General features: G+C 52.0%; 14 protein-coding genes. All 14 read right to left on the bottom strand.

Features of this window, described 5'->3' with window-relative positions; all coding sequences use genetic code 11:
- Window positions 1-3: 3 nt before the first annotated feature.
- The 14 genes from MDHKLMBL_RS01595 to MDHKLMBL_RS01530 all read right to left on the bottom strand — a co-directional run bounded on the left by MDHKLMBL_RS01595 (window position 4) and on the right by MDHKLMBL_RS01530 (window position 13730).
- The gene (locus tag MDHKLMBL_RS01595) at window positions 4-555 is read right to left on the bottom strand and encodes a sugar transferase (protein ID WP_104269979.1); all 552 of its coding nucleotides are present in this window, start codon (window positions 553-555) and stop codon (window positions 4-6) included.
- Window positions 552-1511 (bottom strand): NAD-dependent epimerase/dehydratase family protein, encoded by a 960-nt coding sequence (locus MDHKLMBL_RS01590; RefSeq protein WP_104269978.1) that lies wholly within the window; start codon window positions 1509-1511, stop codon window positions 552-554. Before MDHKLMBL_RS01590 ends, MDHKLMBL_RS01595 begins: the two co-directional genes overlap by 4 nt.
- Window positions 1512-1514: 3 nt before the next feature.
- On the bottom strand, window positions 1515-2462 hold the full coding sequence (locus MDHKLMBL_RS01585) for a UDP-glucuronic acid decarboxylase family protein (protein ID WP_104269977.1): 948 nt from the start codon (window positions 2460-2462) through the stop codon (window positions 1515-1517).
- 1 nt (window position 2463) lies between these two features.
- Window positions 2464-3255: a glycosyltransferase family 2 protein gene (locus MDHKLMBL_RS01580; protein WP_104269976.1), complete on the bottom strand. Its 792-nt coding sequence runs from the start codon at window positions 3253-3255 to the stop codon at window positions 2464-2466.
- Window positions 3252-4538 (bottom strand): capsule biosynthesis protein, encoded by a 1287-nt coding sequence (locus MDHKLMBL_RS01575; protein WP_241956168.1) that lies wholly within the window; start codon window positions 4536-4538, stop codon window positions 3252-3254. Before MDHKLMBL_RS01575 ends, MDHKLMBL_RS01580 begins: the two co-directional genes overlap by 4 nt.
- Window positions 4539-4804: 266 nt before the next feature.
- Entirely contained in the window at window positions 4805-6067 is a 1263-nt protein-coding gene (locus MDHKLMBL_RS01570; protein ID WP_104269974.1) for a hypothetical protein, read from the bottom strand.
- Window positions 6068-6088: 21 nt separating this feature from the next.
- Window positions 6089-6826, bottom strand: coding sequence for a Wzz/FepE/Etk N-terminal domain-containing protein (locus MDHKLMBL_RS01565; protein WP_104269973.1), 738 nt, complete (start codon window positions 6824-6826; stop codon window positions 6089-6091).
- A gap of 106 nt (window positions 6827-6932) precedes the next feature.
- Window positions 6933-7979, bottom strand: coding sequence for a pseudaminic acid synthase (gene pseI, locus MDHKLMBL_RS01560; protein WP_104269972.1), 1047 nt, complete (start codon window positions 7977-7979; stop codon window positions 6933-6935).
- Window positions 7966-8619, bottom strand: coding sequence for a formyltransferase family protein (locus MDHKLMBL_RS01555; RefSeq protein ID WP_104269971.1), 654 nt, complete (start codon window positions 8617-8619; stop codon window positions 7966-7968). Before MDHKLMBL_RS01555 ends, pseI begins: the two co-directional genes overlap by 14 nt.
- Window positions 8616-9665: a UDP-2,4-diacetamido-2,4,6-trideoxy-beta-L-altropyranose hydrolase gene (gene pseG / locus MDHKLMBL_RS01550; protein WP_241956155.1), complete on the bottom strand. Its 1050-nt coding sequence runs from the start codon at window positions 9663-9665 to the stop codon at window positions 8616-8618. The genes MDHKLMBL_RS01555 and pseG overlap by 4 nt, the downstream gene beginning before the upstream one ends.
- A 50-nt stretch (window positions 9666-9715) precedes the next feature.
- Window positions 9716-10429, bottom strand: a complete 714-nt coding sequence (gene pseF, locus MDHKLMBL_RS01545; RefSeq protein ID WP_104269969.1) for a pseudaminic acid cytidylyltransferase — start codon at window positions 10427-10429, stop codon at window positions 9716-9718.
- Window positions 10426-11592 (bottom strand): UDP-4-amino-4,6-dideoxy-N-acetyl-beta-L-altrosamine transaminase, encoded by a 1167-nt coding sequence (pseC, locus tag MDHKLMBL_RS01540; RefSeq protein ID WP_104269968.1) that lies wholly within the window; start codon window positions 11590-11592, stop codon window positions 10426-10428. Before pseC ends, pseF begins: the two co-directional genes overlap by 4 nt.
- Before the next feature lie 3 nt (window positions 11593-11595).
- On the bottom strand, window positions 11596-12594 hold the full coding sequence (gene pseB, locus MDHKLMBL_RS01535; RefSeq protein WP_104269967.1) for a UDP-N-acetylglucosamine 4,6-dehydratase (inverting): 999 nt from the start codon (window positions 12592-12594) through the stop codon (window positions 11596-11598).
- Window positions 12595-12617: 23 nt separating this feature from the next.
- Complete coding sequence (locus MDHKLMBL_RS01530) at window positions 12618-13730, bottom strand: lipopolysaccharide biosynthesis protein (RefSeq protein WP_146083398.1); 1113 nt, start codon at window positions 13728-13730, stop codon at window positions 12618-12620.
- Between the last annotated feature and the right edge of the window lie 247 nt (window positions 13731-13977).

The raw sequence follows: 13977 nt of genomic DNA, 5'->3' as shown, positions 1-13977 counted from the left end.
AATCTACTCCCTGATACGGTCACCCGAACCTTTTCCGGTCACAGTCTGCAAAATGTACTGAAAGTAAGTGCGAACCGACATGTGTTCAATCATCTTTCTGTCCGTTTCAGCAAGCAGTTCCGGTGTCGACATATCAATGTCAGTGACCTGCCCTAGCCCGGTAATTCCTGGCCTTACCGAAAAGACGCCCCGCTTCTCACGTGCCTTGATCAGTTCTTCCTGGTTAAACAAGCATGGGCGCGGCCCAACAAGGCTCATCTCGCCCTTCAAGACATTCCACAACTGCGGCAATTCGTCCAACTTAGTCTTCCGCAAAAACCGTCCAAAACGGGTTATCTCCGAGGCATTTGCCAGGTGCGTCGCTACAGAGGCAGCTGATCTTTTCATCGTCCGAAACTTTATGAGCCTAAACGGCTTTCGGTTCCGGCCTACGCGCTCCTGTACAAAAAGTGGCGAACCTGTATCGCACAGCCCCACCACAAAAAGAACGACCATAACAGGCAGCCCGAAAACCAGCCCAGCGATGGAAAAAATAATATCCAATATGCGAATCATTCGCCCGCCTTCGCCTTTTTTCCGATTAACTGCAGCCGCCCTAAAGTATCAGCCTCCCGTTTCCAACCAAGGAGGTTGACAGCTTTGGATGCATCCACCTCCAGATCACCAAACAGCTGCCGGTACACAGGCGACCGACCGAAAATCGAAAGAATTCCTCGAAACACGCCGACTGGCACACGGATAAGGCCAGCTCCCTTGCCCATTCCAGTACGAAGGCTCCGGATTATGTCACCGGTGGAAACCGGGTTCTCATCGGCGGCCACAAATACCTGGTTCTCAGCTTCCGGTCGCTCGATACACAAAATAATCAAGTGAACCAGACTATCCAAAGACACCATACTTCGCCGATTATTCACATTCCGGAACGGCAGTGGCAAACCTCTTCGGCACAGAGCCACAAGCCGGCCAAAATTGCCCGGCGCATTCTCTCCATAGACAAGGGTAGGCCGAATAATACAAAAAGCTGTTGAGGATCCGCACAGGCTTTCTCTCAAAGCAATTTCCCCTCGAAGCTTTGATCGCGCGTAGTCGGCGTGAGGGCGTTCACCACTTTGTTCTGTGATTGGCGAACCCGAAGTGCTATCACCATGAACACCTATCGAACTCAGGTAAATGAACCGTTGAATGCCTCCGGAAGCGGCACACTCAGCAAGATGCCTTGTCGGCTCAACGTTGCTCCTCTCGAACGTCTCAGGCGTCTGGTCGCCAGCACCACCCCTGCCATGAGCTTTGCCAGCAAGATGAATAACAGCATCAAAATCACCGGCAAGAATATCCACATCGAACTGGCGGTCGAGATCCTGAACCAGGCAATCAATGCCGGCACAGGGTAAACGCTTCTCAGAGCGAACCAGAGCTGTTACCAGAAAGCCCCTCTCCACCAGGACCTTGCACAGTTCCTTGCCGATAAACCCCGACGCCCCGGTAACCAGTATTTTTTTCCCACCAGCCATGGACTAATCAATATCCGAGGTTTTAAGCAGTTCGTCAAAGTAGGAAATGGTCTTCACCAACCCTTCCTTCAACTCCACGCTCGGCTGCCAACCAAGTTCAGTTTTGGCCAGTGAGATATCCGGTTGCCTTTGCTTTGGGTCATCCTCAGGTAAAGGCCTGAAAATCAGGCTTGAGCTGGAGCCGGTCAGTTCAATAACAGTCTCAGCCAACTCCCGAATGGTAAACTCATTCGGATTCCCGAGATTCACAGGGCCGGTAAGCTCCTCAGGTGAGTTCATAAGCCGGACAAACCCTTCAATGAGATCATCGGAATAGCAAAAACTCCTGGTCTGTTGCCCCTCACCGTATATGGTTATGTCTTCGCCTCTGAGAGCCTGGACAACAAAGTTACTCACCACTCGACCATCGTTCGGGTGCATGCGTGGGCCGTAGGTATTGAAGATCCTGGCAACCTTGATCGACAGGTTGTGCTGTCGGAAATAATCAAAAAACAGCGTTTCGGCACATCGCTTTCCCTCGTCGTAACAGGAACGTATCCCAATAGGATTTACCTTGCCCCAATAACTCTCCGGTTGGGGATGAACCTCGGGATCGCCATACACCTCACTGGTCGACGCCTGGAAGATACGCGCCCCCAGACGCTTCGCCAGCCCCAGCATATTGATTGCACCATGAACACTGGTTTTGGTTGTCTGTACCGGATCGTGTTGATAATGAACAGGAGATGCAGGGCACGCCAGGTTGTAGATCTGATCCACCTCTACGTAGAGCGGAAACGTGACATCGTGCCGCATCACCTCGAAATAGGGGTTGTGCATCAGGTGCGCAATATTGCGTTTTCGGCCGGTAAAGAAGTTATCAACACACAGAACGTCATGTCCCTCGGACAACAAACGCTCACAGAGGTGGGAACCCAGAAAGCCGGCTCCTCCGGTTACCAGAATTCGCATATCACATACCTTTCTTCAAAAATCTGAAATAGAAACCACCCAACACATGGGTAAGTGTGTAAACGTAGGCCGTAACCAGAGACCTCCCGGGAAACTCCCTGTGCACCCTAAACACCTTCTTCATCATCATGAGCTTGGAACCGGAGATCTGTCCCTCGCTTTTCCGGTAGTAAAGCAGCGGCGCTTTCAGCTTCTCACAATGGTCAACCAACTGAAGAATGCGAAGCCAACAATGGTAATCCTCAACCGCCTTATAAGCGGGATCTTCCCAAAAAGGCGTCTTCAGCAGGAGTGCCTTTGAAACAAGCACGCTGGAAGTGGGAATCTGAGCCCTGACCGACTGCCTCCAATAGGTGATCCTGTCCTTTGTCACGCTGCCTATCGGCTCAAACCGAAGAGTGCTCTCGTCCGCAAAATCCACCATGCCGCTGCAAACAAATGCATTTGTTACATCTTCCACGGAAGAGAGCTGAATCTTAAGCTTTTCCGGATGCCAGATATCATCGGAATCAAGGAACGCCACCAGGTCCGCCCTGGCTGAACGAATGCCAACATTGCGCGGACCTGCAGGGCCGCCAAAATTCTTCTCAAGGGCGATCAGGCGAATGCGGGGATCCGATTCGACGAAGGCGCTGACTTTGTCCCGGGTATCGTCCGTTGAACAGTCATCAACAACAATCAGCTCCCACTCCGGTTCGGTCTGCCTGAGTACTGAGGCGATTGTAGCTTCGATATACTCGCTGGCATTAAAGGCGGGCATAACGATGGACACCCTGGGTTGGCCATGATTCATCCGGCCCGATCTCCTCTGGCAAATTTCGCCCTGAAACCATCAATCCATTTCAGGCCGGCTCGTCTGTTAATTTCAAAAGGAACACCGACTTCCAGCGGTGCCTGATAATCGGCCAACCTTGACCAATCTGCGCGTTCCAGTGCTGCCAACACACCGTCTTCGGTGCTTGCAGTTTCCGAAAATTCAGGATCGTCCGGACGGATTCGCCCTTCACTCAGCATTCGAATCAATACCTCGGCCCTCGCGCCCTTAAAATACCGGTATTTCGTAGTCTCGACGGCTTTAACGTAGGGAACGAACTGGGGGAACCGGTGGGAGCGGACATACAGAAAGCGCAGGGTTTTGCGCCGAACCAATTCCGGATCCAGGTTCAACTCCCCCCTACCATCACGCAATTCCTCTCGGGACCGAAACACATGCACGAAACCAGCCTCCTGATAGGTCGACGGTCCCAAGCATACCACCTGCTTACCGCAGGCTCCCGCTTCCACCGCGGAACTGCCACCATTGAGTACAACAATATCTGCCTGCTGAATCAGGTCGTAGGTGTTTGCTTTCTCCTCACTGCGAATACAGTGAATTCCCCGCCGGCCTGCCCATTCTGTGTAGAGGTTCAGCGAACGGCTGCCTTGTACACGACCAATTGTCTCCGCCCAGTTTGGATGACAGCGCAGCACCACCTGAGAAGGATCAATCCTGAAAGCTTCGAAAAAATCATCCAGAGCTTCCGTGTTGTCCGCCCATTCCGTGCGCCACTCATCGTGGCCAGCGAACTCGTTCTTGCTGCTGGGCAACACTAGTACGCGCTTACCCGGCGCCTTCACCGGCCAGGGCGCAGGCTCCGGATTCTTGTTGTAAAGCCGCCACTCAAGAGAGTTACGCTGCAGGAACCGATCACCGATCAGCTTGCCAGCGTATGCCGCCTGCGAAGCAGTCAGAGGCTTATTGTCAAACTCTCTGACCAGCTCACTGAGTGCTCTCAGGGATAGGCAATTGCCTTTGGGAATTAACTGAATACCATCCCCGAACCAGGTTCTCTCATGGGTGATGTAGGGTATATCAAGCTGTTCGCAAGCGTAGGTAACAGCCCGGGGCAAATCCATCCTGCCATTGAAGCAAATGACACCTTCAAGACCCTCTTGGAGAATCCAGTTGCGCGCGCTGTGGTACACCTGACTGATGGGATCCGCGAGGCGATCTCGAACCTCTCGAACGTCCGGCTCTTCCCATTCAAGTTCGGATTCGGTCCGCGTGAGCGTCGCAGAACTGGACAAAGCCAGCATCTCCAACTCAGCCTGGCCAAGATCCGAGCGTTCCTTGCCTATCGATGTCACTCCCTTTGATCGATAGCTTCTCACCCCACCCACAATACACTGAGCACATTCCCTAATTCGGGACCGTCCACGCAATTCTCGGATGTAACAGGTTTCTACGGCCGAATCGCAAGTCAGAAATACAACCTCATGTCCCTCGTTCTCCAACACCTGCGCGAGAAACTCGAGGTGTTCAACATGGGGTCTGAACGAGAACAGATTTGTAAGCCCTATTTTCATGAATACCTTTTACTGATGAGCGATTGAACAGTCTTCAAAACAACGTGCGCAAACCATAGAAATAACCCTAGCCAGATCGAAATCACGAAACCGGGGATATTGGTTGGGAAGACCAAAAACGAAAGGAACCAGAACGAGACCAAAAAGACCAGCGCGTATACCGCAAAGGTAATTCTCGAAGTCCTGAGGCACCCCACAACAATCCCTGTGATCGCACCGACGGCGACGCCGAAGCTTAACATGCCCCAAAGCCCCAAGTCGTTTAACAGGGAGGCTGGCCCAGGCACCCAAAACCCTTCAAAGACTGAGGCCGGCGCTTCCGCACCTAATCTTACGAAAAGGACAGAAAACAGCCCCTGAGGGGAAATCCAGCCACCCGACCAACCAGACTGAATGATTTCCTCAGTTAACCAGGCCCCATGAACACCATACAGAATCACGAGATGGAGATAATTCGCCAAGTCCTTTAAAGGCCCGGTTTGAACACCGAAATCACATTCCAGCGAAGTGTTTTTCGTGAGGTGCCCACAAATATTGAGAAAATAGGAAAGAGAGCCTCCATCTCCGAACGCCTGGCTTCTGACCCAGAAAAACAGACCAAAGGAAATCGTTGCGAGTACCGCGAACAGTAACAATCGGGAATAGCTAAAGAATGAGGGGCGGTAGGGTTTCCCTAATAAGCGCCGCACCACGAAGCTGGCAAGGCACACCATGATCGTGAGGAGGATAGCCGTCCGGCCTCCCATCAAATAGCTGATGCTGGCCAATTCGAGCAGTATTATTACGGCAATGGCAAAACGGACACGCGGCTTTCTTTCTTCCCAAAGGAGAACAAGGCGAATAAGCGGGAAGAGAAAACTGAACAGGAAAAAATTACCAAATACGCTGAAGAAAGAACTCGCATGGTCACCCTGATTGAGCAGCGCCCTGCTCTTTGCTACCCCAACTGAGAAATACTCAATCCCTCTCAGGAAATATCTATCGTAAAAAAACGCGACAACTGCCACGGCTCCTATCACAAGCAAGACAGCATCCCAGTGAATGTCAGAAGCTTCCAGCGAACTGCCAACATGCTCCGGCTGACCAGGGATTAGCGTCACTACAAGACCAAAGCCTACAATAAAGGCTATGATCCACACCTCCATGAGCCCCAGATACCCCCAAGAATAGCTGCCGAATACCCAGCCTGTGTACGCAAAAGCCAAAAAGACCGCTGCCAGGGGCAACAGCATCCACGCAGAGCCAATTCGAGATCTCATATCAAGTGCCGCAGCGCCAATTCAAGGCCTGCCTTCCTCGTTTCGGATCACTCCATTAACTCGCTGAATAAAATAATAGAACAGCACCACAACAACGGCCGCAACGAACGATTGCAAAAATATCAAACCAACAGCGAGAGCAACACCAATGCCGATCGGATCGTCTGAACGCTGGGCAATCACTTTTGCTTCAGCTGATTGAATCCCCTCAAGCCTTCCTCTTACCGACATCAGGTATTCGATAGCTGAGGATTCTGAGGACTCAGAGGCATTGTCAATCTGACCGACGCCAGGCGCCCGCTCCGCTGCTTTAATCTGGGCTTTTAGCTTCTCCCTCAGAATTCGCTCCAACTCAGCCTGACTCACTACCAGTTTTTCTGCCACAGATTGATGAAACCATCTAATGCCGTCACCTGCACTTGAGGGAGCAACAGTCGACAGAAGAAAGTGTGTCCTACCAACTTCAGAAAAGTCGACATTAAATTTCGGCGTGTATCCTCGGCCATCTTTGAACGCACTGGCAACTTCAGGCAACCAACGACTCTCAATGTTTGCAAGAACGTCGTCTCTCGATTCCAAAAGTGTTCCCTCTCCGTCCTGTGCAAGTTTGATGAGAGTGACGTATTTATAGGAAGAAGGCGTGAGTAACACATACCCTAGCCCAATGCACAGAACCATCAGAAAAGTCGCTACAAACAGCTTTTTTTTCCTGATAAGCGCAACAGTTAGATCAACCAGAAAATTTTCTGATGAAGACATTCAGCCCCCCCAGGAAAAAGTGTTTGAGCTGTCAAGTGAAGACTCAGGGCACCAAGCTACTACACATATTCTTGCCTGAATTGCCTTTTCGGGTTTGATACGGCCTTTATTCGAACAAATCGCGCTTTACCGCCGTAAACGCTTTTATTTCCTGACGAGCCTTTTTTCCAACCACTTCATTCACATACTTCGGCGCCAAACCGTACCCTGGCCTCACGCTCCTGATCGCGTCAGCAGAGATTACTTCACCTTCGTGGATATCTTTCACAAAATAGAGGGAGCGCCTGAACTGAACGTTTCCTTGTTCACTGGATTTACGCCCATAATCCACTCGTCCCAGAGCAGCCCATGCCGTTTTGCTGCCCCTGCAAAGTGCGGCAAGATCCGCTGGCTCCAAAGAGAAACTGTCGTCGGGGCCACCCCCTTTTCGATCCAGGGTGAAGTGCTTCTCGATAAGTGAAGCGCCCAGCACAACACTGGCAATAGCTGTGGTGTTATCTAACGTGTGATCGGACAAACCCGTTACCAATCCAAACCGATCAATCATGTCCGGTATCGTGCGGAGATTATAATCTTCGGCTGGAGCGGGATAGCCGCTGACGCAGTGCAGAATTGCCAGCTCTTTACACCCGCCTTCCCTGGCGGCGGCAATCGCCTCTTCAATTTCTTCTGCATCCGCCATGCCGGTAGAAATGATCATAGGCTTGCCTGTGGCTGCCACATAGCGGATCAGCGGAAGGTCCACTGCTTCAAATGATGCAATCTTATAGGCAGGAGCATTCAGATCTTCGAGCAGATCCACCGCCGTTGTATCGAAAGGTGAGCTGAAAATCGGAATGCCCACTTTTTTGGCATGCTCAAAAAGTGCCCCGTGCCATTCCCAGGGTGTGTGAGCCCACTCATAGAGCTCATGGAGCGTTCTTCCATCCCAAAGACCACCCTTTATCTGAAAATCCGGAAGGTCCGAATTGAGAGTGATAGTGTCGGGAGTATAGGTCTGAATTTTCAGCGCATCTGCGCCGGCCTTTTTCGCCTCCTCAATTATCCGAAACGCAGTCTCGATATTGCCGTTATGATTGGCAGACATTTCGGCGATGATGTAGGGCTCATATTCATTACCAATGGGACGACCCGCAATCTCAATTGTCTTCATGGTCTGCTTTCTCCAGAACAATCTTGTATTTCTGACCCAGGTACTCAAACCAGGCAGGGTAACGCCCGGGGTCGCAAATCCTCAGAAGGTCGAACTGTTCCGCAATACTTCTATAAGGATCAATCTCGCTATCAGCCGGGGTGCGGCGCTCATAGTACGTGGGGGCGATATCCTTGTTTTGCTGGTAGGGTTCTATCCGACGAAAGTTTTCAACCGCTTCATCCATGAGTTCAATTTCTGCCTGAAAGAGGCTTTCATTCACCTCATACCAGAGTGCGGTCTTTTCCACAGGTATTGAGCGCTTTAACCAAATTCGCCCACTATCCACTTTGTCTTCGGCTTCCAGCAGACTGAGGGTAATGTGCTCCGCCCCCTGCACAATCTCCCAGATGTGTGGGCTCCATCCCCGCCCTCTCGGCAAATCACTTGCGTGCAACACCAGTGTGTGACTGAAAAGCGAACGGTGTTCAGCCTGAATAATCTCTGAACACGACACCAAAAAAAGGATATCCCCGCCGGTCAGTTCTCTGCGCTTTCGAACCAATTCAATGGTGTGGTCGTTGCGTTTCTGATCAATCCACTCCTCTAGATAGGCATTTACCGGATGATCAGCATCGCTACACAGAATGGTTATATTCATGATTTGCTTATCCTGATCATTTCCGAAACCAGGCGTGAAGTGCCTCGACCATCGCAGATTTTCCGCGCATTATCTGCCAGACTCTGCAACCGCTCGTCCGATCCCACCAGTTCGTCCAGGATTCCGCCAAGCTGATCGGCTATAGCATCTTTATCCAAAAGGATCGCAGAGCCACTTGTCGCCAGAGCGTTGCCGATAGCTCTCTGATTTTCGGCGAGTACCACCATAATCGCTGGCAAACCCAGGCAACATCGCTCCCAGGATGTGCTTCCCGCCGCACCAACAGAGATATCCGCACGGCACATTCGCTCGGCCATGTCACTCACGCTAACACTGACCGTCGCCCGGAATGGAAGTTCTCTAGCCAGCGCTCTCACTTCTTCCAGGTATGGCGCGGCAGCACCCAAGACAATATCCAGTTCCGTATCAAGTGGCAAAGAACTGTGAGTGAATGCCCGCATCACTTCTGCTGTAACGTTGTCAAGGTCGACTCCGCCCAGGGAAATCAGGATTCGCTTTATTGACGGTTTCGCGCGCCGCTTAAGGGCGCTGTCCCTGAGCACGGGAAATTCGGGACGCAAGAGGGCAAAGCGGGGCCCAATAAGCTTACTGCAGCGCGTCGGAACCTTATGGCTATAATCAGACGCCTCAGTTCCCAGATTCTGATCAAGCAGAAGGTCACATTCATGAACTCTATCTGCCAGATCGTCAATAACCATGACCCGTCGGGCGACAGTCGCTAACCTTTTCTCCCAACGGGAATCCAATGCATAGTGATCGGCGACCAGCCAATCCACTTGCAGTGCGCCGATCGCAGCAAGCGTTTGCTCCGCATCTGTTTCCCAATCAACACCCAGCCAATCTGAATAGGCTTTACTGTTAGCTTCAGCCGGTTTGGCAACGGGCTCATCTGTGTTGGCGAGCAGGTGACACGTAAAGTCCTTGCTGGCAATAAATTCACCCAGGTGGCCGGCATGATCACGACAAACAAATTCACAACGATGACCCTGGCGTCGAAGTTCCTCCGCCAGGGTCAGACAACGCATTACGTGTCCTGAACCGATCCTGAGTGAGGCGTCAGCCCTGAAAACCACATTCATTCGGTCACTCTGGCGCTTTTCATGGCCCTGAACATCCATTCTGCACGGGTCCAATCCTCGGGTGTGTCGATATCCTGAACCCTGTGGCGCGGAAGCCTGACCGGCACAGCACCTTCGCTGAATATCGGGCGCTCCTCAAGCCAGGCCTGGGCCGTACCCCAGTAAAACTGGCCGGCATCATGCCATGCTTCCTCCAGATCCTGGGATCGTGTATTGAAGTACTCAGGGTGGAACATAGCTACCCTGCCACTTTCAGTAATCCGGATAGCACGCTGAATGGGGAAGCCATAACTGGTCACAGAGAAGGCGTAACTCGCGCGCTCACGATAAATCTCATCCCAGGCCCGCTCAAGATCCTCGGGAGAAATAAACGGAGCCGTTGCATAGATGCAGCAGGCGTAATCCACCGGCTCGCCATGTTGGTGGAGCCACTCTACAGCATGCCTGATTACAGGTACCGTCCCAGCGTAGTCATCTGAGAGCTCCGGTGGCCGAAGAAATGGCACATCGGCCCCAAACCGCTTTGCGAGTTCGGCTATTTCACGATCATCGGTAGACACAATGATTCGATCGAAACAGCCGCTTGCCCTTGCTGCCTCGATAGACCACCCAATCATTGGCTTGCCACAGAAATCCCGAATGTTCTTGCGCGGAATTCGCTTGCTACCGCCCCTGGCAGGAATAATCGCTACGCGTTTCAGAGATTTCATGTTGCTTTACCCAGCACTTGCTTTAGCACCGATACAACCTGGTCCTGCTGCTGGTCAGAGAGGCCGTGGTACATGGGGATGCTGATGGCCTCGCGGTAGTAGGCCATGGCTTGAGGGAAATCGTTCTCCTGGAACCCCATCTTTTCGTAATGCGGCTGTGTGTGCACCGGAATGTAATGCAAATTCACCCCGATGCCGTGCTCTCTCAGTGCTTCGAAGACTGCTTGATGAGATAGCGCAATTTCATTCAGTTGCAGGCGGATTACATAGAGATGCAGGCCGCTGTAGCTATCTGGATGCTGCCAGGGAAGCGTCAGCGGGAGCTCCGCCAGTAATTGATCATAGCGCTTCGCAAGCTCATGGCGACGAGCGACGAAATCGTCCAACCGCTGCATCTGGCTAACACCCAGTGCCGCCTGGAGCTCTGTCATACGGTAGTTATAGCCAAGGTCAACCTGCTGGTAATACCATGGGCCATCCGGTTCATGGGTCATTGATGCCGGGTCACGGGTAATACCGTGGCTACGAAGCAGGTCCATCTTCCTGGCTAAGCCATCATCGTTGGTCACAGCCATGCCACCTTCGGCTGTGGTGACAATTTTAACCGGATGGAAACTGAAGACGGTGATATCGCTGTAGCGGCTGTTGCCAATGAACTCGCCCTGGTACTTACCACCTATCGCATGGGAGGCGTCTTCGATCACTCTGAAGCCGTACTCTCGTGCCAGCTCTGAAATCGCCTGCATGTTGCACGGTTGACCGCAAAGGTGCACTGCCACCACCACCTTGGGAAGCCTACCTTCCTCCCTGGCCCGCTCGAGCTTCGCTTTGAGTGCCACTGGGCAAAGGTTGTAGGTGTGCGGATCAATATCCACGAAGTCGACCCGAGCGCCACAGTAGAGACCACAGTTGGCAGAGGCAACGAAGGTTACGGGCGATGTCCAAAGCCAATCGTCCTTCCCCAGTCCAAGCGCCAGACAGGCAATATGCAGAGCTGAGGTCGCACTGTTTACGGCCAGAGCATGTTTCGCCCCGACATGGTCAGCGACAACCCGCTCAAACTTCGGAACCATGGGGCCCTGAGTGAGAAAATCAGACTTCAGAACATCAACAACAGCATCTATATCACCTTGGGAAATCTCCTGCCGACCGTAGGGAATCATGGCTCAGATACTCCCTATTTTATCCCGGTTCGCGTCAATCCAGGCCTGAAGAGCCTCTGGCGTCATCCATTCGGAATTGTTTTCACTCGAGTATACGAATCCCTCAGGCACCTTTTTGCCGTCCTTGATCCGGTTCGCATCGGAGCTCCAGTCGTGAATAGCGGGAAGGATCTTGAAGTGCTCAGGGTATTCGTAGGTGTAGTAGGAATCCTCGGCACCAATCATTTGCTCGTGAAGCTTTTCGCCCGGCCGAATGCCAACAACTTCCTGACGAGCTTCCGGTGCCACGACCCGTGCAAGATCGGTGACCTTCATTGACGGAATCTTCTTGACGTAGATCTCGCCACCTTCCATGTCCTCAAACGCATGCCACACCAGCTCCACGCCCTCTTCGAGCGAAATCATGAAGCGGGTCATACGTTCATCAGTGATCGGAAGAACCCCTTTGTCCTTTACTGACATGAAAAAGGGAATTACGGAACCACGCGACCCCATCACATTGCCATACCGAACAACTGAAAACCGCGTTTCATGGCCCCCGGCGTAGGAATTACCGGAAACAAAAACTTTATCCGAGGCCAGCTTGGTAGCGCCATACAGGTTAATCGGACTGCTCGCTTTATCCGTAGACAGTGCGACAACGCGTTTGACCCCCTTATCAATACAGGCGTCGATAAGGTTCATCGCACCGATGATATTGGTCTTAATACACTCAAAAGGATTGTACTCGGCGGTTGGTACAATTTTGGTCGCTGCAGCATGTACAACGAAATCGACTCCATCCAGGGCACGATACAGCCTGTCTCTATCGCGAACATCACCAATGAAAAAGCGAACCCGGTGGTCGCCCTCAAACTTCTTGGCCATCTCCCACTGCTTCATCTCATCGCGTGAGAAGATGATCACACGGCGAGGACTAAATTTTTCCAGCAACATTGGAACAAAAGTATGCCCAAAGGAGCCAGTGCCCCCGGTAATCAGAATGGATTTATCGTTAAACATCGAAAACTCTCTTCTCTATCAATTTAGACAGACTGGCTGAATCCTTCGGAACCTCGGAAAACCAAAACCAGCTGTTTCGAGATCCCCATTGCCAGAGCTGCTGCACACATGGCTACGGGAACCGCCCAATAGGTTGTAAATACCGAACATAAAGCCCCGCCAGCTACGAACACCAAAAGGCCTAGCATGTTAGATAGGATAATCGGCTTGTCCAGAGACATCGAATACAAACTGTAATGCGGCACCATACCTGCGACAAAAACTCCCATCGCGAGAAGGCAGGCCCAAAAAAGTGGCCAGTGTTCAAAATACAGCGGATTGGGCATAAAACTGAACACCGCCGGGCCCAGAACCCCGCCTGCCACTAGCAACACAGCGAGCCAACCAAGCGTCTGCCGGGCAAGAGAAGCCTTTAAATCCTCGAACCCCGCAACATCGCCCCTCTTGAAGCACTCAATCATTTTAGGGTAAAGAAAAGCAAATACACCGGCATCCATAAACGCTAGCACAGCCCCGGCAATCCCGATGAAGAGTGTATAAACCCCGAGCAGCTCGCTACTGTTCACAAAACCAAACCAGTACCGATCAAGCGTAAAAATTGCCCTCAGTGCAAGGGTTGCCACCAGCATTGGGAAGGCAACCCTCAGGCCGACACGGATCCAGGACCAATCGACGCCTTTAACCAATCCCCGCCACCGGAATTGGAGAAAGACCGAGCTACCCAACAGAACGCTGCACGTTGATCCAATGATCCAGAACAACAGAAGGTGCTCAAGGGTTCGGAATGCCGGGTCAAACCAGATCGCGAACATAAAGGCCAGTGCCCAAATTCCCTGGCGAACGAAAAGCAAAAACGTACCCAGAACAGGCCGCCCCATCGCAATGGCAAGCCGCATGATTTCCTGGCCCAGATGCTCAACAATGATTAGCCCCATCACCCATGCCATCATCCACCAGGGGAGCAGGTCACTGTAAAAAAGGAAAAATGACCAGGGCAGGATCAGGCAGTAAAGGCTCAGGAACAGAACCCCCTGAGACGTTAACAGGCCGGGCCATTGTTCGCGGGAACGCCCCAACAAATCCCGTGTGCTGAATACGTAGAAATCAAAACCCACGAAATACAGTGAGTAGCCCACTGTGGCCACTACAAGGCCATAGAGCCCGACCTGTGAAGGCTCAAAGTAAAGCGCCAGGACAAAGATCAGCGAAAACCTGACGGCAAGTGTCAGGGCGCGAATACAAAGGCTGGCGATACGCATGTTCATGGATTAACAAGCAACTTCGTAGGAGAAACCGTAAACGTGCAAGTTAACAGATTATTCTGGGGGAGTTCGGCTTTTTTAAAATAAAGAGGGCACCGATCAGGCGCCCTCTTTGCTTTCA

Source organism: Marinobacter flavimaris (genome assembly GCF_002933295.1).
GTDB classification, from domain to species: Bacteria; Pseudomonadota; Gammaproteobacteria; order Pseudomonadales; family Oleiphilaceae; genus Marinobacter; species Marinobacter flavimaris.
Note: the sequence above shows the minus strand (reverse complement) of the source record. Positions and strands in the feature narration are given on the sequence as shown.